Here is a 21,580-nt window from a genome sequence, read left to right on the forward strand (position 1 = left end):
TTGACAGGGCTCTTTCTGCATTAAAGGAGGTAAATTATGGCTCGTAAAATTGGAATTATTGGAATGGGAAATGTTGGTGCTGCGGTAGCTCATGGGGCAATCGCTCAAGGATTAGCCGATAGTTATGTCTTTATTGATATCAATGATAAAAAGGCTGAAGCAGATGCTCAGGATTTTAAGGATGCCATGGCCAATCTGCCTAGCTATGCTAAGATTGTTGTCAATGATTATGCAGCCCTTGAAGATGCTGATGTGATTATTTCATCGCTTGGTAATATTCAGTTGCAGCATAATGCTGGTGAAGATCGTTTTGCTGAATTTCCATTTACCCGAGAAGCAGTCTATCAAGTTTCTCAAGAACTCAAAAAGTTGGATTTTAAAGGTGTCCTTGTGGTTATTTCAAATCCTGTTGATGCTGTATCAGCTCTTTACCAAAAATTCACTGGTTGGCCAAAGGAACGTGTCATTGGAACAGGAACGTTGCTTGATACGTCCCGTATGAAGGCAGCAGTGGCAGATGATCTTAATGTTAATCCTAAATCAGTTTCAGGGTATAATCTTGGAGAACACGGTAATTCTCAGTTCACAGCTTGGAGTCAGGTTAAGGTGAAAGGCCAAGATATTACAGCTTTAACAAGCCAAGAAGAACGTCAAGCACTCTTTATGACTTCCATGAAGGGTGGTCACAAGGTCTTTTATGGTAAGGGCTATACCTCTTATGGGATTGCCAGTGCAGCTCTTCGATTGGCGGCAATTATCCTCTCAGATGGTTTAGAAGAAGTAGCAGTCTCTAGCTATCAGGAAGCTTACCAGACCTATCTTGGCTATCCTGTTATCCTAGGCCGTCAAGGGGTAGCAGCTCCTGTTCACTTGTCTTTGACAGCAGAGGAAAATCACCTTTTGGAAGAATCAGCTACTTTGATAAGGAATCGTGTTGAAGAGTCTTTTGCCTACCTAAATAATAAGTATTCTAATACAAACGAGTGAATATTTTGACAATTCAGTCTATGGCTAGGCCTTCAAATATGGTATAATGGAGTAACTATAAAAATTTTTAGGAGTAACCTATGAAACTAGAAACCAAGGTCCAAGGTCTTCATGGTAGCTTGCGCATACCTGGTGACAAGTCAATCAGTCACCGTTCGATTATGTTCGGAAGTCTTGCCAAAGGTGTGACTACTGTTCGTGATATTTTACGAGGTGAAGACGTTCTCTCAACCATGCAGGTCTTTCGTGATTTGGGTGTGACTATTGAAGATGACGGTGATGTGGTACGCATTCACGGTGTTGGTTTTGACGGTCTCAAGGCTCCACAAAATAAATTGGATATGGGGAACTCTGGGACATCGATTCGTTTGATTTCAGGTGTGCTTGCCGGTCAAGATTTTGAGGTAGAGATGTTTGGAGATGATTCTCTTTCGAAACGTCCTATGGACCGTGTCACTATTCCTTTACGTCAGATGGGAGTAGAAGTATCAGGTCAAACGGATCGTGATTTGCCACCATTGAAAATGCACGGCAGCAAGTCCCTTAAACCCATTCATTACCAATTGCCAGTGGCCTCTGCTCAGGTTAAGTCTGCCCTTATTTTTGCAGCCCTTCAAGCTGATGGTGAATCTGTCATTATTGAAAAGGAAAAAACACGTAATCATACAGAAGATATGATTCAGCAGTTTGGTGGTCAGCTTCAGGTAGATGGTAAGGAAATCCGTATCTCTGGTGGCCAAAGCTTTACTGCTCAAAAAGTTGTGGTTCCAGGGGACATTTCTTCAGCGGCCTTTTGGTTGGTAGCTGGACTCGTGGTGCCTAACTCTAAGATTGTCTTGGAAAATGTCGGCATCAATGAAACTCGTACTGGTATTATTGATGTTATCAAAGATATGGGTGGTAAGATAACCCTTTCAGATATTGACCAGGTTGCTAAATCTGCGACCATTACTGTTGAAACTTCCGAACTTAAAGGAACTGAGATTGGCGGGGATATTATTCCACGTTTGATTGACGAACTCCCGATTATCACACTCTTGGCGACACAAGCCCAAGGCAAGACAGTGATTCGTGATGCTGAAGAACTCAAGGTCAAAGAAACAGACCGTATTCAGGTGGTCGCTGATGCCTTGAATGCTATGGGTGCTGATATTGTTCCAACCGAAGATGGGATGATTATTTCTGGTAAGACAGCTCTTCATGGGGCAGAGATCAATACATTTGGTGACCACCGTATCGGTATGATGACAGCCATTGCGGCTCTCTTGGTACAAGATGGCGAAGTTGACTTGCAACGTGCAGAAGCCATCAATACTAGCTACCCGAGCTTCTTTAGTGATTTGGAAGGATTGATTCATGGCTAAGGTTCTATTGGGCTTTATGGGGGTTGGAAAGAGTTCTGTCGCTCCTTACTTGGATGGCCGTTTTGTAGATATGGATCAGGTCATCGAAGAAAAAATCGGTATGTCCATTTCAGATTTTTTTGCCAAGGAAGGTGAAGCAGCTTTTCGTCAGATTGAGTCTGAGACTTTGGAAGACCTCTTGCAAGAGGGAGATGATGTCATCATTTCTACTGGAGGTGGTGTCGTTGTGACCGAGCAAAATCGTCAACTCTTGGCGAAGAATCGTAAGCATAACGTTTGGCTCCATGCTTCTTTCGATGTGGCCTATGATCGCATTAAAAAGGATACTAAAAATCAACGCCCCCTCTTTCTCAACCATTCTAAAGAGGAGTTCAAAGCCATTTACGATGGTCGCATGGCCCTCTATCAAGGTTTAGCAGACTTGGTTGTCACAGTCGATAACCGTACACCAGAAGAAGTAGCAAGGTTTATCAAATGTATGTAGGTTATTTGGGCCCGATTGGGTCATTTACACATAATGCAGCCCTAAAAGCTTTTCCTAAGGCTGACTTGGTTTCACTGGGAACCATTACTGAAGTTATCAAGTCTTATGAAGAAGGACGTGTGGATTATGCGGTTATTCCGGTAGAAAATTCTATCGAGGGATCTGTTCATGAGAGTTTAGACTATCTTTTTCACCAGGCAGATATTCGTGCTGTGGCAGAGATTGTTCAGCCTATCAAGCAACAGTTGATGGCGGTTAAGGACCATGCACAGATTGAGAAAATCTTCTCACACCCACAGGCTATTGCCCAAGGGAAAAAGTATATTAAACAGCATTTTCCACATGCCAAGATTGAGACAACAGCCAGTACAGCCTTTGCAGCGCGTTTTGTCGCTGATAATCCAGATCAGCCATATGCGGCTATCGCACCTAGTGCTGCTGCTGAGGAATATGGTCTTGAAATTTTAGCCAAGGATATCCAAGAAATTGAGAAGAATTATACCCGTTTTTGGGTGCTTGGAAACTCTGTTCCTGAGATTCCTCTTCATCAGATTGATTGTAAATTAACGCTGGCCTTGACCTTGCCTGACAATATGCCGGGTGCGCTTTATAAAGCTCTGTCTACCTTTGCTTGGCGAGGCATTGACTTGACTAAGATTGAAAGTCGTCCTTTGAAGACTGTGCTTGGCGAATATTTCTTTATCATTGATTGTGATTATACACAGGAGAAGTTGGCTCAGTTTGCTCTTGAAGAGTTAACTGCAGTTGGAATTGGATATAAAATCTTGGGTGCTTACCAGGTATATGAAATTTAAAGGGAAATCTTATGACCAAATCTAACAATGGGCCGTTTACGCATCATGAACGGTTACGTTACAGCTATCTTTTAAAAAATCTTGCTTACCTCAATGGGCAGCAGGCTTCGGAATTCAATTATCTGCAAAGTAAGTTGGATGCTTATGAAGCGGAGCGCTCCTATGGAAGGTATCAGGAGCAAAGAGAGGATGACTATCAAGCCGCTTGGCGACAGCCTTATGACAATCGTCGGGAAAGCTATCAGGAGCCTGATTATGAGAATGTTCATCAGCTGACAGACGAAGGACTCCCCATTTATCAAGAGGAGACCCCTCAAAGCAGACCTGAGCGAAAAAAAGTTCCTAAAAAAGGACGTCCTATCTCAAAAACTGCTTCTAAACCAAGCCCTCAACCAGCTAAGAAGAAGCGACCAAAGAAAAAGCGAAGACTCAAGAAAGTCGTTAAGCTAGTGCTTAGTTGCTTAAGTCTTGGTGTTGTCTTTTTGGTGCTGGCTATGGCCTATCAATTTTACAAGGGGACAGACCTATCTGCAGCCGGAAATAACGGTAAATCCTACCAGCCTGCCTTAGTTGAGACCTTTAACGGCAAGGATACTAGAGATGGGGTTAATATCCTTATCCTTGGTTCGGACCAACGTGTGAGTCAGGAATCTACAGATGCTAGAACGGACTCCATCATGGTCATCAATGTGGGCAATAAGGAAGGTAAAATCAAGATGGTCAGCTTTATGCGTGATACCTTGGTTAATATCAAAGGCGCTTCAGAATCAGAGTATTCTCAAGACTTGAAACTCAATTCAGCCTTCAATATTGGTGAGCAAAATAACCATCAAGGGGCAGAACTCATGCGTGAGACGCTCAAGCGGAATTTTGACATAGATATTAAGTATTACGCTATGTTTGACTTTGAGACCTTTGCGACGGGGATTGATACCTTATTTCCGAATGGTGTGGAAATCAATGCCAAATTCTCCACTGTTGATGGTAAAAAAGTGTCCTCAGTCAAAGTTCCAGATGATTTGAGAATGGACAAGAATGGTCATGTGCCAAATCAAACCATCAAAATTGGTGAACAAAATATGGATGGGCGCACCCTTCTGAACTATGCTCGTTTTCGTAAGGATGATGAAGGGGATTATGGCCGTACCAAGCGTCAACAACAAGTCATTCAAGCTATGATGAAGCAAGTTAAAAATCCGCTTAGTCTTTTCAAGGGACCTGAGGCTTTAGGGAAGGTTTACTCTCTGACTTCAACCAATATGAGCATGACAGAAATGTTGGATTTGGGTCTTTCAAATGCCGGTAGTTTCAAAAATGGTATCAGTTCTCAAACTATTCCATCAGATGGTGATTGGGTAGATAACTATGACCTCTACGGCGGTCAAGGTATTGAAATTGATTTTGACAGTTATCAGGCTAAGTTAAAGAAATTAGGATTTAGATAAGAAAAAAACAAGCTTGTTCAGTGTGAACAGGCTTGTTTTTAGTGTGCGTCCGCTACAAGAGCATGATACAAAAGCTTTAGAAAATGATAGAGCAAATATACCATAATGGCAAGAACTGGTAAGAGCTCGGCTAGATAAATCAGATGGGTCATCGGATTCATGAGCTTAAGGCTAGTGGTAGCTGCCTTGAAAGCATTGGCGCTGTTAACCAAGGGGAAGCTAAAAGCTGCAAAGAGTGGGATAAAACCTTTTTTGACAAGCTTGGCAAAGAGTCCCAAGGCGAAGAAAAAGAAAATTTGGGAGAAGATAAGCAGGCCGACTAAGAGGATAGTTTCAGGCCTTTGACCACTCTTGATTGAGCTTGTAATGAGAAGGGCCAATGGAGCTGCTAAAATGGCAAGTATAGGAAGAACTGGCTGGGGAATGGTTAAACGTTTAATTCTCCATAAAATAAGTGGAAAGAGGACCAGAGTCGCCAGTCCCGTTAGCCCTAGGATAAGCCCCTTGATACTATTTGGAATACTATCTGGTACAGTTACAAGACTAATCGCAGGGCCTACATAAACCACAAACCAACTCGGATAGACTTGATCTAAGGCTAGAGGGCGGAGAAAACGCAGACTGAAAAAGATGATATAGGCAATATATAGTCCAAGGAGCCCAATCCAAGTCACACTTAAGCCAAGTTGATCAAGCGGAAGACGACTGGCAAAGAGAAAGGCAGCCATAAAGAAGCTGGGGAAGGCCGAAGCTATGACTGGATTGTGCAAATCTTCTTGAGTTTGTCTATAGCCGATGATTAGGCGTCCTAGCACTAGGAAAAAGCCAAAAACGGCTATAAGCCAAATACCCTGAGCAATCAGGGTAAGTTGACTTATTTGATTGGATAAACTAAAGAGGGCAAGTACCAGACTAGATAGGGCCAAGGGAATTTTCTTGAGAAATACCTTCATTGATCCACTGTCTTTCTAGCTAGCTGCAAGAATATGGCGAAGCTGAACCGCACTCGGAGATACAATTGGAAGGAAGACGCCTTCATTCCAACGACGGATAAAGCTTGAGTCAGATTCTTTCAAATAGCCACGACCACCACTAGCCTGAAGTTCGAGGAGCAGGCTGCTGGCTACGACATCGACGATATCGATACGCAATTGGAAAAGTTCACGTGGTCTTTCGATAAAGTAGTTAGCATCATTAAGCCCTTTAAAGAGTTGGTCTTGAATAGCTAGAAGGTTGTCACGTGTAGCTTCAAATTCGCCACGGAGAACACTGCGGTTACTGTTTAGACTAGCTTCAACCTCGTCAAGAGAACGTTGGGCCAAACCAAAGGCGAGACCGAATTGGAAGCCAAGGAAGTTTGGACGTGTTTTGGCAATGTAGTCAGTACCATTTTTTGAAAGGACCCAATTAGGATCGAGTTTAACATGATCGAAAGTAAGAGAAGCAGTGTTAGCCCCTTGAAGGGAAACAAATTCCAAATCTTCAGAACGGCTAAGACCTTCAGCTTCAGATGGAATAGTAATAATCCAAGGTTGGCTACCGTCCTTAAAGTCAGCTGCAAAGAGAGCAGCGAATTTATCTGAACGAAGATTAGTCACCCAAGGTAAACGACCATCGAGGTAATAGTCATCACCTTCTTGACTGAGGGTCACATTCAATTCTTCAATATCAGACAAGAATTTGACAGCATTTGACAAGCCAGTTCCACCAGCACGCTCACCGGTATACAATTCTTTCAACCAGGTTTCACGAGGGTAAGCATTGTCACTGGCTAGGATATAGTCAATGAAGGTACGGTGCCCCCAAGAAATGAAAGAAGCTGTCAAAGAATGTTGTGCCAATTCATTAAGCACATCAACAACTTGAGTAGGACCACCACCTAGGCCATCAAACTCAGCAGGTACGCCGATTTTAAAGACATCGTTTTCAGCGATTTTTTCAAGAAGCTGGTCTGCAATTGGTCCAGACTCTTGGTCGATATGGTCAGCGTTGGTGTCCAACCAAGTAATGAATTCTTTTGAAAAATGTGACATAGGCTTAGGTCCTCCTCTAGTTTATCTTTATCAGTTTATCTTTGCATTAAGCGAATTCTTGAAGTTCAGGGTTAATTGGTGTTTGTGCGAGATTGTTAGCGTAGTTACACAAGCTAGCAAGGCTGACACCCAAGATAACGTCAAGGGCATTTTGTGCAGTGTAGCCAGCTTCCAAGAAGTCATTGTAGGCTTCGTCACCAACAGCACCTTTGGTATTAATCACGGCAATAGTGAATTTAGCAAGGGTATCAAGTTTTGGATCGTCTTCGATTGGTGTACGGTTACGAAGGGCTTCCAAAAGTTGAGGTGTCATTTGGATTTGTTTGATTGAAAAGGCTGTGTGACCTGCCACACAGAAAGCACATCCGTTAGTAACAGCAGCTGTAATTTGAACAACCTCACGTTCAGTTGGTGTCAATGAATTGCGACGGTTGATTTCACCGACAGTACGGTAAGTTTCAAGCGCAGTTGGCGCATTAGCAAGGAGACCAATCAAGTTTGGAATGTATCCCCCATTAGCATCTTTGACTGTTTGAAGGACGTCTTTGACTTCTTCTGGTGCAGTTTCGATTGTATGAATGGTAATATCTGGCATGATTATTCTCCTTTATATAGAAACGACATCTAGACAAGTGGCTGAGTCGTGTATTTTTTTGTCATGTATCTATGATAGCACTGTTTGACTTTTCTGAAAAATCTATATTATTTATAGCCAGCCATAAATTTAATTTATATGTGCTATAATGGAGGGTAGCAAGTGGCTTTTTAGGCAACTCTAAAGCCCTATAAGAGTAAAGAAAGTTGAATTATGTTAAATAAAAACGCTATTGTAGAAGTTGAAATTGTCGATTTGACACATGAAGGAGCAGGCGTTGCCAAGGTGGACGGCTTTGTCTTTTTCGTAGATAATGCCCTCCCAGGTGAAGTCATCAAGATGCGCGTGCTTAAGCTCAAGAAAAATATCGGCTTTGGTAAGGTTGAGGAGTATGTGACCCTTTCACCAAACCGCAATCAGGACATTGATGCAACCTATCTCCGTTCAGGGATTGCTGATTTTGGGCATATGAATTACGAGGAGCAGCTTAAGTTCAAGCGTAAACAAGTTGTGGACAACCTCTATAAGACAGCAGGTATCTCAGACGTAGAGGTCGCTGAAACATTGGGGATGGAGACGCCTTACGCCTACCGTAATAAGGCGCAAGTGCCCGTTCGCCGTGTTAAAGGTCAGCTTGAAACAGGTTTCTACCGCAAGAATTCTCACGACTTGATTCCAATTGAAGATTTCCTCATCCAAGACAAGGAAATTGATAAACTCATTGTCTTTGTCCGTGATCTTCTTCGCCGCTATGACCTCAAACCTTATGATGAGAAGGAGCAGACAGGGTTAATTCGTCATTTGGTGGTTCGTCGTGGCCACTATTCAGGTCAGATGATGCTGGTCTTTGTAACGACTAGACCAAAAATTTTCCGTATTGACCAAGTCATTGCTAAGATTACGGAAGCCTTCCCAAATGTTGTTTCTATCATCCAAAACATCAACGATAAGAACACTAACGCCATCTTTGGCAAGGAGTTCCGCACCCTTTATGGTCAAGACACCATCACAGACAGTATGTTGGGTAATGACTATGAGATTTCTGCCCAGTCTTTCTATCAGGTTAACACCGAAATGGCTGAGAAACTCTATCAAACAGCCATTGACTTCTCAGACCTAAACAGCGACAGCATTGTTATTGATGCCTATTCAGGAATCGGGACAATCGGTTTGTCGTTCGCCAAACAGGTCAAGGAAGTCTATGGCGTTGAAGTCATCGAAACAGCCGTCGAAGATGCTAAGAAAAATGCAGAACGCAACGGCATTACTAACGCCCACTATGTGGCGGACTCAGCCGAAAATGCCATGGCCAAGTGGAGCAAGGATGGCATCAAACCAGACGTTATCATTGTGGACCCACCACGCAAGGGCTTGACAGAAAGCTTTATTAAAGCCAGTGTTGCCATGCAACCTGAAAAGATTACCTACGTCTCATGTAACCCAGCAACAATGGCGCGTGATATCAAACTCTACCAAGAATTGGGATATGAATTGAAGAAAGTACAACCGGTTGATTTATTTCCGCAAACGCACCACGTGGAGTGTGTAGCTTTGCTCGTAAAAGCCTAGAACCTTTGAACGAAAGGGATAATGAAAAGCCTTGATTGCAAGGCTTTTTGCTTTATGGTGGGGAAGTATTAGAGTAAGTAATTTTTGGAGTGAGTGGAAGTGATAGTTAGGAATTCTCAAATTCTATTTCCATTTACACTGTGGGTACGTTTTTATTTCCATTGACAAGGAGTTTGAGGGAATAGAAACGTACCCACCTATATGAAAAAATCACGAAAGGTTTGATCTATGGAAATCAGTAGAAATTAGGTGATACAATAACACGTTATAAAAACCTTGAAATCAGTATGTTTCAAGGTTTTAAGTACTCTTACGGATAGCATTGGGAACATCTAACTTTCTTGAGGAGTAAAGTTTGTTTCTCAATATAGTAATCGTTAAATTGTGTCGAAGCGTTATATGATATGATAATTCCAAATAGTCCTTTGGGCTTTTTATGGCATTGTGATATTCTCTAAGAACACGAGATTGCTTCAATAATTTACAAAGTTATGGGGATTTCTCATAGCTTTTTTACTTTCTTCCTTGACAATTGAGCGAGTGTTCAACTATAATGATAATAGTTAAGTGGTTGTTCAACTGAATCATCGATTATTGAGGTATGAGATGTAATTTTTCTTCTCTATCACCAGTAATGCAAGCTTTATTAGCTGGCTTATTCAACTGGTTTTGTACCCTTATCGGTGCTAGTTTGGTCTTTTTTGTCAAAACCATTCATCAAAAATTCATGGATATGATGATGGGCTTGGCAGCGGGCATTATGACGGCAGCGGCAGTCTGGCCTTTGCTTGTCCCTTCTTTGGACTATAGCCAGTCAATAGCTACGAACAGATTTTACTGGTTGACGACGGCTGTTGGTTCTATTGTCGGGGGCTTATTTATCCGCTTTATTAATTATTTGGTTCCCGACCTACATTTGAATCATCAGATGAGTGATAAGGAAGGGATTTTGAATCCCAAAAGACCCTTATCAAAGACCATGCTGCTTTATCTGGCGGTAGTGTTTCATAATATACCAGAGGGCTTAGCAGTTGGTGTGGCATTTGCTAGTGTGGCAAATCTCGCAACTAGACTTTCCTTTACGTGAATGAGTGCCCTTGGATTGGCCTTGGGAATTGGCATCCAAAATATTCGAGAAGGCTCTGCCTTGTCCTTGCCACTACGGGTAGAAGGGCGAAGTAGGAAATCAGCTTTCTACTATGGCGCCATGTCAGCGATTGTTGAGTCGATTGCAGCTGTTTTAGGGGCCTATGCTGTTATGTCTATGACCCAGCTACTACCTTATGCTCTCTTATTTGCGGCGGGAGCCATGATTTATGTTGCAGTGGAAGAACTTGTGCCAGGTGCTCAAGAGCACAAGAATACCGATATTGCGACAAGTGGGGTTATGGCCGGATTTCTAATCATGATGTTACTTGATACAACTTTAGTATAGGAGGAATAGAAAATATGTCACAGTGTTTAACAGCTTGTAATCCAGATTTAATTCAAGGGGTCCATGAGACGGAGTTTGATACCGTTACATTGCTAAATATGTCCAATTTTTTTAAGGCGATTTCTGACCCAACTCGTTTGCGGATTTTACAAGCAGTACGGCAAAATCCAATTTGTGTCGGAGACTTAGCGATTGCGTTACAGATGACCAAGTCTGCTATTTCTCACCAACTACGCTATCTGCGGGACTGCCAATTGGTCAAGGGGGAGAAAAAAGGAAGGATGACCTATTATGAACTTGCGGACGATCATGTCGCAGCAGTCTTGTCTTTGACACTGAAACATTTGAAAGAGGAAAAACATGAAGAAAGAGTATGAACTTCGAGGAATTGACTGTGGCAATTGTGCTGCTAAGATTGAACGTGCTGTCAATCAATTGGAGCAGGTAGAATCTGCCACTGTCAATCTGATAGCTCAAAAGCTGATTTTGGAAACAAAAAGCGAAGATGGGATAGATAAGGAAATTATTGACTTGGTGGATGCTATTGAACCTGGAATCGAAGTTATCAGTGAGAAAAAGGAAGAGGCACTTCCAGAAAAACGAGATTGGGCGAAAGAGCTGCTACTTGCTGTTATGATTCTATTTGCCTTCGGCTTTTTCCTGCCAGAGGAGTATTTCTGGATTCGTCTGGTCTATTATCTGACCCTATATATCATTATCGGCCATAAGGTTCTTATCAAGATGGTTCAAAATATTCAACGTGGTAATCTTTTTGATGAAAACTTTTTGATGAGTATCGCGACCTTAGGAGCCTTTCTCTTGGGAGAATTTCCAGAGGCAGTAGCCGTCATGCTTTTTTATCAGATTGGGGAGTATTTCCAAGATAAGGCCACCTCTCAATCTCGTCAGTCCATTGCACGATTGATGGATATTCGGTCGGATAAGGCTTGGAGACTAGAGGGGGGAGAAACCGTTCAAGTAGACCCTGAAACAGTAAGGGTTGCGGACCATATTTTAGTTAAGCCTGGGGAGAAGGTGCCCCTAGATGGTCTGGTCAGAGAAGGTCGTTCTATTCTGGATACGTCAGCCTTGACAGGAGAATCACTGCCTAGGGAAATTGGCGTTGGTGAGGACATTACAAGTGGTGTGATCAATTTGACTAGTCCATTGGTAATTGAAGTGAGTAAGACTTTTTCGCAATCAACGGTCAACAAAATTTTGGAATTAGTTGAAAATGCAAGCAATAAAAAAGCGGAGACGGAACGGATGATCACACGTTTTTCGCGTGTGTATACACCAGTGGTTGTCGGAATCGCTTTTCTGCTTGCAAGCCTGCCTCCCTTGCTTGGTTTAGGGGAGTGGTCGACTTGGCTTTATCGGGCACTTACCTTTTTAGTCATTTCTTGCCCTTGTGCTCTTGCGGTTTCGGTACCAATGAGTTTCTTTGGCGGGCTAGGGGGAGCATCTAAATTAGGTGTCTTAGTGAAAGGTGGGAATTATTTAGAGGCTCTTGCCAAGTTGGATACGGTCGTATTTGATAAGACGGGGACAATTACAAAAGGTATCTTTGCGGTGGATACCGTTGTCAACGCAGAAGGTGTCGAGGATGATATTCTGTACCTCGCTGCCCATCTGGAAAGCTATTCCAATCATCCAATCGCAAACTCTATTCGAACAGCCTATGGACAGGAAGTGGACGAGAATAGGGTGAGTCAGATTACCGAGCTACCAGGGCAGGGCATGTCCGGTAGGGTAGATGGCAGACAGCTCTATCTTGGGAATGCTAGATTAATGGAAGTTCAAGGGATTGCTTATCCAGCTATTGACAGCACAGGAACAGTTCTCTATTTGGCAGAGGACAGTCATTTTCTAGGCTATTTCCTTATCACAGACCAAGTGAAGGAGACGAGCATCGAGGCCTTGAAGGATTTACAGGCAGTCGGAATTAAAAAGACGGTTCTCCTTTCAGGCGATCGTCAGGCAGTGGTTGATGAATTTGCACAGCAATTTGCCTTTAATGATGCATTTGGAGATTGCTTGCCTCAGGATAAGGTGAGTACATTTGAGGAAATTCTGACTCAGTCTCAGCAGGCTGTTGCCTTTGTTGGAGATGGGGTGAATGATGCACCGGTTCTTGCTAGGGCAGATGTTGGTATTGCTATGGGAGGGCTAGGTTCGGACGCAGCCATTGAATCAGCAGATGTTGTACTGATGGATGATGACCTTGGAAAACTTCCTCAAGTCATTCGACTGGCAAAAAAGACAGTCAGAATAGCCCAACAAAACATGACCTTGGCTATTGTAGTTAAACTAATTTTCTTGGTTCTAAGTGGATTGGGAATTTCTAATATGTGGGAGGCCATCTTTGCAGATGTTGGTGTAACGCTACTAGCAGTATGGAATGCATTGAGGGTCTTGAGGATAGATACCTCCACTTTGTCAAAGTAAGTGAACAAACAGAGCGATATACAAGTTTTTGTATAATCGCTTTTTTAAACTATGATATGGGCTTTAACGATTTTAACCTAAATCTAGTAACCGTTGAACGTGCATCAATAGAACACACTATGACCATCAACAAGAACTACGTTACTTTCATTAAGGGTATTTTCTGGTAAATTTCAAAAATAAAACCTTGATTTTGCGCCATTTCTTTTTTTCCTTCCCGAAGGCGCGGGAGTACACCCCTTTTGTTAAGGATTTATCCCTTTTTAAATAAAAATAATACAAGTAGGACACTTCTAAAAGTGATCTACTTTTTTTAAATATTTTCATTCTAAAGTTTAATTTTAAACAACAACTCTATCACTTTCGTTATATAATATAGATGTTGACTAACTCCACATGTTGAGGCGGTAAGTTTGCTAGTCAAGGAGTAAAACGACGAAGATTAGCATTTACTTCCGCCCATGCGATAGCTGTCCGTGATTGACAAGTGCTAGCACGCAGACAGAACGGAGATAGCGAACCGCTGAGTGTGTCGCTCTGCTCGTAAAAGCTTAGAAACCTTTGAACGAAAGGGATAATGAAAGCCTTGATTGCAAGGCTTTTTGCTTTATGGTGGGTAAGTATCAGAGTGAGAAAATTTTTGGAATGAGTAGAAGTGATAGCTAGAAATTATCAGTTTCTATTTCCATTTACCCTGTGGGTACGTGTTTGTTTCCATTGACAAGGAGTTTGTGGGAATAGAAATGTACCCACCTTGTTTGAATCAAGTGAAGTGTAGTTGAAGGAAATCTGTTGAAAGCAATACTTCATTTTACCGAATAAGTAATAATTTAGGCAACTTCAAATCGATTAAAAAAAACTATTTTAAAGGTTAAGAGTAGACAAAAATTGTCCACTCTTTTTTGCAAACTCAATTTATCAATAAATGAAATGAGGGAATGTAAAATGAAATATTTTGAGGTTGAGTTAGAAAATCCTGATGAATTTTTAAAACTACAAACAGAAGATTTTGTGAAAGCTAATCGCTTGCTACTAAGGAAGATAATCCAGAGCGTTACAGTCTATGAAGAAAACTTCGTCATATCCTTTAAATCTGGCATCGAATTGGAAGTATGAGTCTCATTCCATAACTTTTATATTGAACATATCATCTTGTTGTGTTATACTATAAATTGATATAAACAAAGATGTAGGAGGAACCGAAACTATGACAGCCTCAATGCGTTTAAGATAAGCTGGCAATAAAAAAAGCAGAATCTATACCCGATGATAGGCTTTTTTGTTGTGCTTATTTATACGATATTGAGCATTCATTAGTTACGGTGAGGATATTGGTTATTTAACTATACCTTTATTTAACTATGTCTTTAATATGAATGTTTCCAAATTGTATGTATGCAGACCAAAAGCCACATTGTGGGGTTTGGCCTGCATTTTTTATTGCCTAGAATGCTATTCAAAATAGAAATTCAAGCAAAATAATATGCAGGAGATAATATAAATGGAAAAATACAACAATTGGAAACGAAAATTTTATGCAATATGGGCAGGGCAAGCAGTATCATTAATCACTAGTGCCATCCTGCAAATGGCGATTATTTTTTACCTTACAGAAAAAACAGGATCTGCGATGGTCTTGTCTATGGCTTCATTAGTAGGTTTTTTACCCTATGCGATTTTGGGACCTGCCATTGGTGTGCTAGTGGATCGTCATGATAGGAAGAAGATAATGATTGGTGCCGATTTAATTATCGCAGCAGCTGGTGCAGTGCTTGCTATTGTTGCATTCTGTATGGAGCTACCTGTCTGGATGATTATGATAGTATTGTTTATCCGTAGCATTGGAACAGCTTTTCATACCCCAGCACTCAATGCGGTTACACCACTTTTAGTACCAGAAGAACAGCTAACGAAATGCGCAGGCTATAGTCAGTCTTTGCAGTCTATAAGCTATATTGTTAGTCCGGCAGTTGCAGCACTCTTATACTCCGTTTGGGATTTAAATGCTATTATTGCCATCGACGTATTGGGTGCTGTGATTGCATCTATTACGGTAGCAATTGTACGTATACCTAAGCTGGGTAATCAAGTGCAAAGTTTAGAACCAAATTTCATAAGGGAGATGAAAGAAGGAGTTGTGGTTCTGAGACAAAACAAAGGATTGTTTGCCTTATTACTCTTAGGAACACTATATACTTTTGTTTATATGCCAATCAATGCACTATTTCCTTTAATAAGCATGGAACACTTTAATGGAACGCCTGTGCATATTTCTATTACGGAAATTTCCTTTGCATTTGGGATGCTAGCAGGAGGCTTATTATTAGGAAGATTAGGGGGCTTCGAAAAGCATGTATTACTAATAACAAGTTCATTTTTTATAATGGGGACCAGTTTAGCCGTTTCGGGAATACTTCCTCCAAATGGATTTGTAATATTCGTAGTTTGCTGTGCAATAATGGGGCTTTCGGTGCCATTTTATAGCGGTGTGCAAACAGCTCTTTTTCAGGAGAAAATTAAGCCTGAATATTTAGGACGTGTATTTTCTTTGATCGGAAGTATCATGTCACTTGCTATGCCAATTGGGTTAATTCTTTCTGGATTCTTTGCTGATAAAATCGGTGTAAATCATTGGTTTTTACTATCAGGTATTTTAATTATTGGCATTGCTATAGTTTGCCAAATGATAACTGAGGTTAGAAAATTAGATTTAAAATAAACAATATTGGAGGAATATTTATGTATCTTATTTTCATGTAACTCTTCCTGCTAAAATCGCAGGGTTTTCCCTGCATACAAGCAAATGAAAGCATGCGATTATAGACAGGAGGAAATGTTATGGAATTAATATTAAAAGCAAAAGACATTCGTGTGGAATTCAAAGGACGCGATGTTTTAGATATAAATGAATTAGAAGTATATGATTATGACCGTATTGGTTTAGTAGGAGCAAATGGTGCTGGAAAAAGCACTTTACTCAGGGTACTTTTAGGAGAATTAACTCCCCCAGGATGTAAAATGAATCGTCTGGGTGAACTTGCCTATATTCCCCAGTTGGACGAAGTAACTCTGCAGGAGGAAAAAGATTTTGCACTTGTAGGCAAGCTAGGTGTTGAGCAATTAAATATACAGACTATGAGCGGTGGTGAAGAAACAAGGCTTAAAATAGCACAGGCCTTATCGGCACAGGTTCATGGTATTTTAGCGGATGAACCTACGAGCCATTTAGACCGTGAAGGAATTGATTTTCTAATAGGACAGCTAAAATATTTTACAGGTGCACTGTTAGTTATTAGCCATGACCGCTATTTTCTTGATGAAATAGTAGATAAAATATGGGAACTGAAAGATGGCAAAATCACTGAGTATTGGGGAAACTATTCTGATTATCTTCGTCAGAAAGAGGAAGAACGTAAGAGCCAAGCTGCAGAATACGAACAATTTATTGCGGAACGTGCCCGATTGGAAAGGGCTGCGGAGAAAAAGCGAAAACAGGCTCGTAAAATAGAACAGAAGGCAAAAGGTTCTTCAAAGAAAAAAAGTACTGAAGACGGAGGGCGTTTAGCTCATCAAAAATCAATAGGAAGTAAGGAAAAAAAGATGTATAATGCTGCTAAAACCCTAGAGCACAGGATTGCGGCCTTAGGAAAAGTAGAAGCTCCGGAAGGCATTCGCAGAATTCGTTTCAGGCAAAGTAAAGCATTGGAGCTCCATAATCCATACCCTATAGTCGGTGCAGAAATTAATAAAGTATTTGGGGATAAGGCTCTGTTTGAAAATGCATCTTTTCAAATTCCGTTAGGAGCAAAAGTGGCGTTAACTGGTGGTAATGGAATCGGAAAAACAACTTTAATCCAAATGATCTTAAACCATGAAGAAGGAATTTCTATTTCGCCTAAGGCAAAAATAGGTTACTTTGCACAGAATGGTTACAAGTACAACAGTAATCAGAATGTTATGGAGTTTATGCAGAAGGATTGTGACTACAATATATCAGAAATTCGTTCAGTGCTAGCATCTATGGGGTTCAAACAGAACGATATTGGAAAAAGTTTATCTGTTTTAAGCGGTGGAGAAATTATAAAATTGTTGCTTGCTAAAATGCTCATGGGTAGATATAACATCCTAATAATGGATGAACCCAGTAACTTCCTTGACATACCAAGTTTAGAGGCTTTGGAAATACTAATGAAGGAGTACACCGGAACTATCGTGTTTATCACCCACGATAAACGATTACTCGAAAATGTAGCAGATGTAGTTTATGAAATTAGAGATAAGAAAATAAATCTGAAACATTAAATTTAAGGTAGTCGCTGGTCAGTATAGTCTGTTCTGGTTGGCGACTCCATTGTTAAAGAGTATAAAGACTTTAGATTTTATGAATATTAAAAATAGGAACAGTCAATTGAACTGCTCCTATTTTTCTGCTAAATATATTGTAGTTTTCTTATATGTATAATGATAGATTAGCGGATTCTCATCTACGGTACTTACTTCAAATATGAAGAAGTGATCGCGGTTATCTCTGGACTTTTCCTTATTGAGGACAAAGTAATTCTTACGTGAAGTCGCCATTGTTTTTAGGATATCATCAGTTAGGAAGGTCAATGGAATATTCATGTTAGAGTAGCGGTAGAAGTCACGTTCAAAATCTTGGTAGCTCTCGCTATAATAGTCCATTTGTAGGTGATTACGCTGAAACTCAAGCTGATTCATAGAGCACCTCCTCGACAAGTTCAATACTAATAATGTCTTTTAATTTCAAATTGATGTGACCTGTTGTAGTTTTTATCAAAATGAAATCTTTGGTCAGACTTGGTATTGTTCCAGTGTAGGAAACACGCTTGTTTTTTTCAATCACTTGAATGCGTGTGCGTAGCTGCCCGGCGTATACTTGACTGAGGAGTAATAATTTCTTCTCTAGTGATAAGTCAGACATGTACGTTACTTTGTTTGTATCATCAGAGAGTGCTGATGCATGTTCAGATAGGAAAAAGCCCATCCATTTTTGCATCTTTGTATCCTGGTACTCTCTTGCTGATTGAAATGGTAAATATGAACGGTCAATCATATCAAATCCTTTCTATGCAGAGGCAAGGGTATTTTTATCAAATTGAATCGTAAAACCTTGAATTCCCCCACCTGTGTAACATTCTTTAAAGCGATTGATTACCTCAGTATAGATTATCACAGATGAGCTTGTTGGCTTAATGCTAAATGTAAATTCCAATGGTAATCGGTTTTCAGATTTAGCATGTACTAGTCGTATCGATATTTCAGTTGTTTTGAGTTTTCTCTGACGAAGTTTTGAAGTTGCTGTTTCAACGATTCCATGTAAAAATCTTTCAAGCATTTCAATATCATTACATCCTTTGCTACGGATTTCTGAAAATTGTACTGTATTTTTTTCTTGTTTCATTTTAATCCCTCCAATCCACCCGCGGAATGACCACCGATAAGTTTACTGCGTTCAATATTTCTGGAACCTTCAGTTAGGACGGTTCCTTTTTGTATGGCTAAAAAACCAAACTGTTCTCTGACAACATCAATAGCTGTCTGAAGTCTATTATCTTTTTCAATTTGTTCTACATCATCAAAGAGTGATAGTAGAGTATAGCTTTCATCTACGAAGCCACTATAAGATACACCAATTTGTCTCACTGCACCAGAGGTGTATTTTTTCGGAATAATACAAGTACATGACTCACCATTGTTTTGGGGAGATTTGCGGGTTCAATTTTATTCTGAGCATTTATAGATTTTTTCATCTCAGTCCTAGAATAGCCAATATGAATAGAAACGACAGTAGTCAATACTAGGGCTACTGTTCCGTTCCACAGTATCATTTAAAAATCATTTTCACACCCTTTCGTCTATTAGTATAGAAGAAAGCTCTCAGCACAAGTTGAGGCAGTATCACTGCTCTTCCAATCTGAGACAGCGATAAATAGAAGGGGATGGTATTGGTGTCAATCAATGAGTAACAAAGTAACAGCATGATTTGAAACATTTGCCTGTAATTTGCGGAGGAACATCAATATGGATGGAATAACAAAAGATTCTATAAAAACGGCTAAACTAATGAAACAATTATGGCCCCAATTAACCGATAAAGAAGCTATTGATGAAGTAAAAAGATATACGAATGGCAAAAATACTGCAATCTTTACTGAAGTTGAAGGTGACACAATTGTAGGTCTAGCACTATGTTCACTCAGATTTGATTATGTTGAAGGTTGTAAATATAGTCCTGTTGGATTCTTAGAAGGGATTATTGTCGACGAGGAATATCGTTTAAAGGATATTGCTAAAAATCTCTGTACAAAATGTGAGGAATGGGCGAAAAATAAAGGATGTAAGGAATTTGCAAGTGACTGTACTTTAACGAATACGGATTCTATAAGATTTCATCTCAATATTGGATTTCAGGAGGCAAATAGAATTATTCATTTTAAGAAAAAATTATAATTTCGAAACGAGAATAAACTTGTTTAAACTTTATGTATCTTTAGAAAGTGTGAAAGATTGGACGGACTACGAATTACTTTTCATTAGTTAAGAATATAGTAATGTTGTAAAGTTAATCGAGGAGTTATTGGTGGATTTTAGTAGTAAGATAGCCATAAATAAAGGCTGGTCAGATGATAAAAAATATTGTGTGACAGATCAAAAACAGCAAAAATATTTCTTGCGTGTTTCTGATAAGGAGAAGTTAGATTCTAAAAAATTTGAATTTGATATGATGGAGAAAGTAGCTTCTCTTGGAGTTCCGATGTGTAAACCAATTAGCTTTGAACTCTGCGATGACGAAGTACATTCTTTACATGAATGGATAGATGGGAAAGATGCTCGAGAAACAATTTTAACTGTTTCAAAAGAACAACAATACATTTACGGACTAGAAGCAGGAAGAATCCTTCGAAAAATTCATTCACTCCTAGTTACAGAAGTTCGTGATGATTGGGAGGTCTTTTATAATCGAAAAATTGATGACAAAATCTCCAAATACAAAGAATGTCCAGTTCAATATGAAAATGGTCAGATCTTTATTGAGTTTTTAAATGCAAATCGAGAATTGTTAAAAGATAGACCTCAGGTTTTCCAACATGGAGATTATCATATAGGAAATTTCATGATTGGTGAAGATCGTAAAATTTATGTCATTGATTTTGATCGCTTTGACGTCGGGGATCCTTGGGAGGAATTCAATCGTATTGTATGGTCTGCTCAAGTCTCTCCCTCTTTTGCGTCTGGTATGATAGATGGATATTTTGATCATAAGGTTCCGGATTTATTTTGGAAGCTTCTCGCTATCTATATTCTAAATAACATAGTTGGTGCTCTGTCATGGGCTGTACCTTACGGAGCTGAAGAAATATCAGTAATGCAACATCAAGCTAAGGAAATTTTAGAATGGTATGATGATATGAATCAAATCATTCCTAGTTGGTACTTGAACAAGAAGAAGACTGAATAATGTAAACGTTGGAATATCATTTTTGGAAAATATGACACGATTATTTGCCCAAATTTAAACACATCTGACTATCTTTAATATGGGTGATTTTAATCAATACAAGTTAAACTGGTATAGTAAGGAGTTTAAATATGAAATTCCATGAATTTGGTGATAAGAATTTGCCTCCTATCTTGCTGATACATGGCGGTGGCAGTTCTTGGTGGAATTATCTTCGCCAAGCACGGATCTTATCAGAAGAATACCGTGTTATTTTACCTACTTTGAATGGCCACGGCGAAGAATATCAACTTGATTATGTTTTTACGGAAGATTCTGCTTTGGAGATCCTAGACTATATCAAAGAACACTGTGGCGGGAAGTTGTTTGCGATTGGTGGTGTTTCGCTTGGAGGTCAAATTGCTATGGAGCTTTTGTCCTTAGACAGCGAAATTGCTGAGAAGGCCATCATAGACGGAAGCCTCTGTATTCCTCAACCAAGGTTAGCTAAAATCAGCATCTTTCTAGTATCACTATTTGGTAAACTGATGTTCAGTAAATTCTCTTGCAAACTCCAGTTAAGCATGATGGACAAACTCTATTCTAAATTGGCTTATTCAGACGAACTAAAAGCTTATTATTTGGAGGATCTGCCAAGAACGCCTATCAAAACATTGGTGACTATTTACAAAACCTATATGGGGCGTTACAAGCTGAAGGACACGATTTCTGCTAGTAAGGCGCAGGTTCTGTATATCTACGGTGAAAAAGAATTGAACTGTGTGAAAGCATCGGCGAAATTATTTCAGCAGCTCCATCCCAATACGATCCTGTATGAAGCTAAAGGCTATAACCACGGCTATTTATCAGCTTATATACCTCAAGAGTGGATTAAGTTGGTTGTTCCATTTTTGGAGAATAACAATTGATTATACTTTATTAATTT

21 protein-coding genes and 1 pseudogene are annotated in these 21,580 nt (G+C 40.0%); 15 read left to right on the forward strand and 7 right to left on the reverse strand.

The window, feature by feature from the left end; translation table 11 throughout:
* The first annotated feature begins 36 nt into the window (after positions 1-36).
* The 5 genes from HMPREF0848_RS01425 to HMPREF0848_RS01445 all read left to right on the forward strand — a co-directional run bounded on the left by HMPREF0848_RS01425 (position 37) and on the right by HMPREF0848_RS01445 (position 5,095).
* Positions 37-987 (forward strand): L-lactate dehydrogenase, encoded by a 951-nt coding sequence (locus tag HMPREF0848_RS01425; protein ID WP_008534135.1) that lies wholly within the window; start codon positions 37-39, stop codon positions 985-987.
* 80 nt (positions 988-1,067) lie between these two features.
* Entirely contained in the window at positions 1,068-2,351 is a 1,284-nt protein-coding gene (gene aroA / locus HMPREF0848_RS01430) for a 3-phosphoshikimate 1-carboxyvinyltransferase (protein ID WP_008534136.1), read from the forward strand.
* Positions 2,344-2,835, forward strand: a complete 492-nt coding sequence (locus tag HMPREF0848_RS01435) for a shikimate kinase (RefSeq protein WP_008534137.1) — start codon at positions 2,344-2,346, stop codon at positions 2,833-2,835. The genes aroA and HMPREF0848_RS01435 overlap by 8 nt, the downstream gene beginning before the upstream one ends.
* Positions 2,826-3,650 (forward strand): prephenate dehydratase, encoded by an 825-nt coding sequence (pheA, locus tag HMPREF0848_RS01440; protein WP_008534138.1) that lies wholly within the window; start codon positions 2,826-2,828, stop codon positions 3,648-3,650. Before HMPREF0848_RS01435 ends, pheA begins: the two co-directional genes overlap by 10 nt.
* Before the next feature lie 11 nt (positions 3,651-3,661).
* Complete coding sequence (locus HMPREF0848_RS01445) at positions 3,662-5,095, forward strand: LCP family protein (RefSeq protein WP_008534139.1); 1,434 nt, start codon at positions 3,662-3,664, stop codon at positions 5,093-5,095.
* A 38-nt stretch (positions 5,096-5,133) separates the two neighbouring features.
* Here the strand turns inward: HMPREF0848_RS01445 and HMPREF0848_RS01450 are convergent, their stop codons facing one another.
* The 3 genes from HMPREF0848_RS01450 to HMPREF0848_RS01460 are packed head-to-tail and all read right to left on the reverse strand — an operon-like array spanning position 5,134 to position 7,723.
* Positions 5,134-6,048, reverse strand: coding sequence for an ethanolamine utilization protein EutJ (locus HMPREF0848_RS01450; RefSeq protein WP_008534140.1), 915 nt, complete (start codon positions 6,046-6,048; stop codon positions 5,134-5,136).
* 15 nt (positions 6,049-6,063) lie between these two features.
* The gene (locus HMPREF0848_RS01455) at positions 6,064-7,128 is read right to left on the reverse strand and encodes an acyl-CoA dehydrogenase family protein (RefSeq protein WP_008534141.1); all 1,065 of its coding nucleotides are present in this window, start codon (positions 7,126-7,128) and stop codon (positions 6,064-6,066) included.
* 46 nt (positions 7,129-7,174) lie between these two features.
* The gene (locus HMPREF0848_RS01460; RefSeq protein WP_002885920.1) at positions 7,175-7,723 is read right to left on the reverse strand and encodes a carboxymuconolactone decarboxylase family protein; all 549 of its coding nucleotides are present in this window, start codon (positions 7,721-7,723) and stop codon (positions 7,175-7,177) included.
* Between the two features lie 213 nt (positions 7,724-7,936).
* Here HMPREF0848_RS01460 and rlmD point away from each other — a divergent pair, with 213 nt between their 5' ends.
* From rlmD to msr(D), 7 genes and pseudogenes are all read left to right on the forward strand, one after another.
* Positions 7,937-9,292, forward strand: coding sequence for a 23S rRNA (uracil(1939)-C(5))-methyltransferase RlmD (rlmD, locus tag HMPREF0848_RS01465; RefSeq protein WP_008534142.1), 1,356 nt, complete (start codon positions 7,937-7,939; stop codon positions 9,290-9,292).
* Between the two features lie 601 nt (positions 9,293-9,893).
* Positions 9,894-10,727, forward strand: a pseudogene (locus HMPREF0848_RS10800) (ZIP family metal transporter).
* A 14-nt stretch (positions 10,728-10,741) separates the two neighbouring features.
* Positions 10,742-11,104: an ArsR/SmtB family transcription factor gene (locus tag HMPREF0848_RS01475; protein WP_002890511.1), complete on the forward strand. Its 363-nt coding sequence runs from the start codon at positions 10,742-10,744 to the stop codon at positions 11,102-11,104.
* A complete protein-coding gene (locus HMPREF0848_RS01480) occupies positions 11,088-13,175 on the forward strand; it encodes a heavy metal translocating P-type ATPase (protein ID WP_002890512.1) in 2,088 nt (695 codons plus the stop codon). The genes HMPREF0848_RS01475 and HMPREF0848_RS01480 overlap by 17 nt, the downstream gene beginning before the upstream one ends.
* Positions 13,176-14,120: 945 nt before the next feature.
* Positions 14,121-14,291, forward strand: a complete 171-nt coding sequence (locus HMPREF0848_RS01485; RefSeq protein WP_000873143.1) for a hypothetical protein — start codon at positions 14,121-14,123, stop codon at positions 14,289-14,291.
* A gap of 385 nt (positions 14,292-14,676) precedes the next feature.
* Entirely contained in the window at positions 14,677-15,894 is a 1,218-nt protein-coding gene (mef(A), locus tag HMPREF0848_RS01490) for a macrolide efflux MFS transporter Mef(A) (RefSeq protein ID WP_000417519.1), read from the forward strand.
* 119 nt (positions 15,895-16,013) lie between these two features.
* Positions 16,014-17,477, forward strand: coding sequence for an ABC-F type ribosomal protection protein Msr(D) (msr(D), locus tag HMPREF0848_RS01495; RefSeq protein ID WP_000420315.1), 1,464 nt, complete (start codon positions 16,014-16,016; stop codon positions 17,475-17,477).
* Between the two features lie 117 nt (positions 17,478-17,594).
* Here msr(D) and HMPREF0848_RS01500 read toward each other — a convergent pair whose 3' ends face one another.
* From HMPREF0848_RS01500 to HMPREF0848_RS01515, 4 genes are read right to left on the reverse strand one after another with little or no spacing between them, the layout of a single operon-like run.
* Positions 17,595-17,894, reverse strand: coding sequence for a DUF5960 family protein (locus HMPREF0848_RS01500; protein ID WP_001072467.1), 300 nt, complete (start codon positions 17,892-17,894; stop codon positions 17,595-17,597).
* Positions 17,881-18,249, reverse strand: coding sequence for a hypothetical protein (locus HMPREF0848_RS01505; protein ID WP_000567222.1), 369 nt, complete (start codon positions 18,247-18,249; stop codon positions 17,881-17,883). Before HMPREF0848_RS01505 ends, HMPREF0848_RS01500 begins: the two co-directional genes overlap by 14 nt.
* A gap of 12 nt (positions 18,250-18,261) precedes the next feature.
* Complete coding sequence (locus HMPREF0848_RS01510; RefSeq protein ID WP_000806926.1) at positions 18,262-18,597, reverse strand: DinB/UmuC family translesion DNA polymerase; 336 nt, start codon at positions 18,595-18,597, stop codon at positions 18,262-18,264.
* Positions 18,594-18,839 (reverse strand): hypothetical protein, encoded by a 246-nt coding sequence (locus HMPREF0848_RS01515; RefSeq protein ID WP_001813542.1) that lies wholly within the window; start codon positions 18,837-18,839, stop codon positions 18,594-18,596. Before HMPREF0848_RS01515 ends, HMPREF0848_RS01510 begins: the two co-directional genes overlap by 4 nt.
* A 378-nt stretch (positions 18,840-19,217) precedes the next feature.
* On the opposite strand from HMPREF0848_RS01515, the gene aac(6') reads away from it, so the two are divergent.
* The 3 genes from aac(6') (at position 19,218) to HMPREF0848_RS01535 (ending at position 21,563) form a co-directional block, all read left to right on the forward strand.
* Entirely contained in the window at positions 19,218-19,646 is a 429-nt protein-coding gene (gene aac(6') / locus HMPREF0848_RS01525) for an aminoglycoside 6'-N-acetyltransferase (RefSeq protein ID WP_002912789.1), read from the forward strand.
* A gap of 130 nt (positions 19,647-19,776) precedes the next feature.
* Entirely contained in the window at positions 19,777-20,655 is an 879-nt protein-coding gene (locus HMPREF0848_RS01530; RefSeq protein ID WP_008534169.1) for an aminoglycoside phosphotransferase family protein, read from the forward strand.
* A gap of 131 nt (positions 20,656-20,786) precedes the next feature.
* Positions 20,787-21,563, forward strand: coding sequence for an alpha/beta fold hydrolase (locus tag HMPREF0848_RS01535; RefSeq protein ID WP_008534171.1), 777 nt, complete (start codon positions 20,787-20,789; stop codon positions 21,561-21,563).
* Positions 21,564-21,580 lie beyond the last annotated feature (17 nt).

Origin of the sequence: Streptococcus sp. C150 (assembly GCF_000187445.1) — a bacterium.
Taxonomy (GTDB): Bacteria; Bacillota; Bacilli; order Lactobacillales; family Streptococcaceae; genus Streptococcus; species Streptococcus raffinosi.

Coding starts and splice junctions, on each gene's coding strand:
- HMPREF0848_RS01485 (WP_000873143.1), top strand. CDS start 14,121: ATGAAATATTTTGAGGTTGAGTTAGAAAATCCTGATGAATTTTTAAAA.
- HMPREF0848_RS01510 (WP_000806926.1), bottom strand. CDS start 18,597: ATGAAACAAGAAAAAAATACAGTACAATTTTCAGAAATCCGTAGCAAA.
- HMPREF0848_RS01455 (WP_008534141.1), bottom strand. CDS start 7,128: ATGTCACATTTTTCAAAAGAATTCATTACTTGGTTGGACACCAACGCT.
- HMPREF0848_RS01450 (WP_008534140.1), bottom strand. CDS start 6,048: ATGAAGGTATTTCTCAAGAAAATTCCCTTGGCCCTATCTAGTCTGGTA.
- pheA (WP_008534138.1), top strand. CDS start 2,826: ATGTATGTAGGTTATTTGGGCCCGATTGGGTCATTTACACATAATGCA.
- HMPREF0848_RS01460 (WP_002885920.1), bottom strand. CDS start 7,723: ATGCCAGATATTACCATTCATACAATCGAAACTGCACCAGAAGAAGTC.
- HMPREF0848_RS01425 (WP_008534135.1), top strand. CDS start 37: ATGGCTCGTAAAATTGGAATTATTGGAATGGGAAATGTTGGTGCTGCG.
- aroA (WP_008534136.1), top strand. CDS start 1,068: ATGAAACTAGAAACCAAGGTCCAAGGTCTTCATGGTAGCTTGCGCATA.
- HMPREF0848_RS01480 (WP_002890512.1), top strand. CDS start 11,088: ATGAAGAAAGAGTATGAACTTCGAGGAATTGACTGTGGCAATTGTGCT.
- HMPREF0848_RS01475 (WP_002890511.1), top strand. CDS start 10,742: ATGTCACAGTGTTTAACAGCTTGTAATCCAGATTTAATTCAAGGGGTC.
- HMPREF0848_RS01535 (WP_008534171.1), top strand. CDS start 20,787: ATGAAATTCCATGAATTTGGTGATAAGAATTTGCCTCCTATCTTGCTG.
- HMPREF0848_RS01500 (WP_001072467.1), bottom strand. CDS start 17,894: ATGAATCAGCTTGAGTTTCAGCGTAATCACCTACAAATGGACTATTAT.
- HMPREF0848_RS01435 (WP_008534137.1), top strand. CDS start 2,344: ATGGCTAAGGTTCTATTGGGCTTTATGGGGGTTGGAAAGAGTTCTGTC.
- HMPREF0848_RS01445 (WP_008534139.1), top strand. CDS start 3,662: ATGACCAAATCTAACAATGGGCCGTTTACGCATCATGAACGGTTACGT.
- HMPREF0848_RS01505 (WP_000567222.1), bottom strand. CDS start 18,249: ATGATTGACCGTTCATATTTACCATTTCAATCAGCAAGAGAGTACCAG.
- rlmD (WP_008534142.1), top strand. CDS start 7,937: ATGTTAAATAAAAACGCTATTGTAGAAGTTGAAATTGTCGATTTGACA.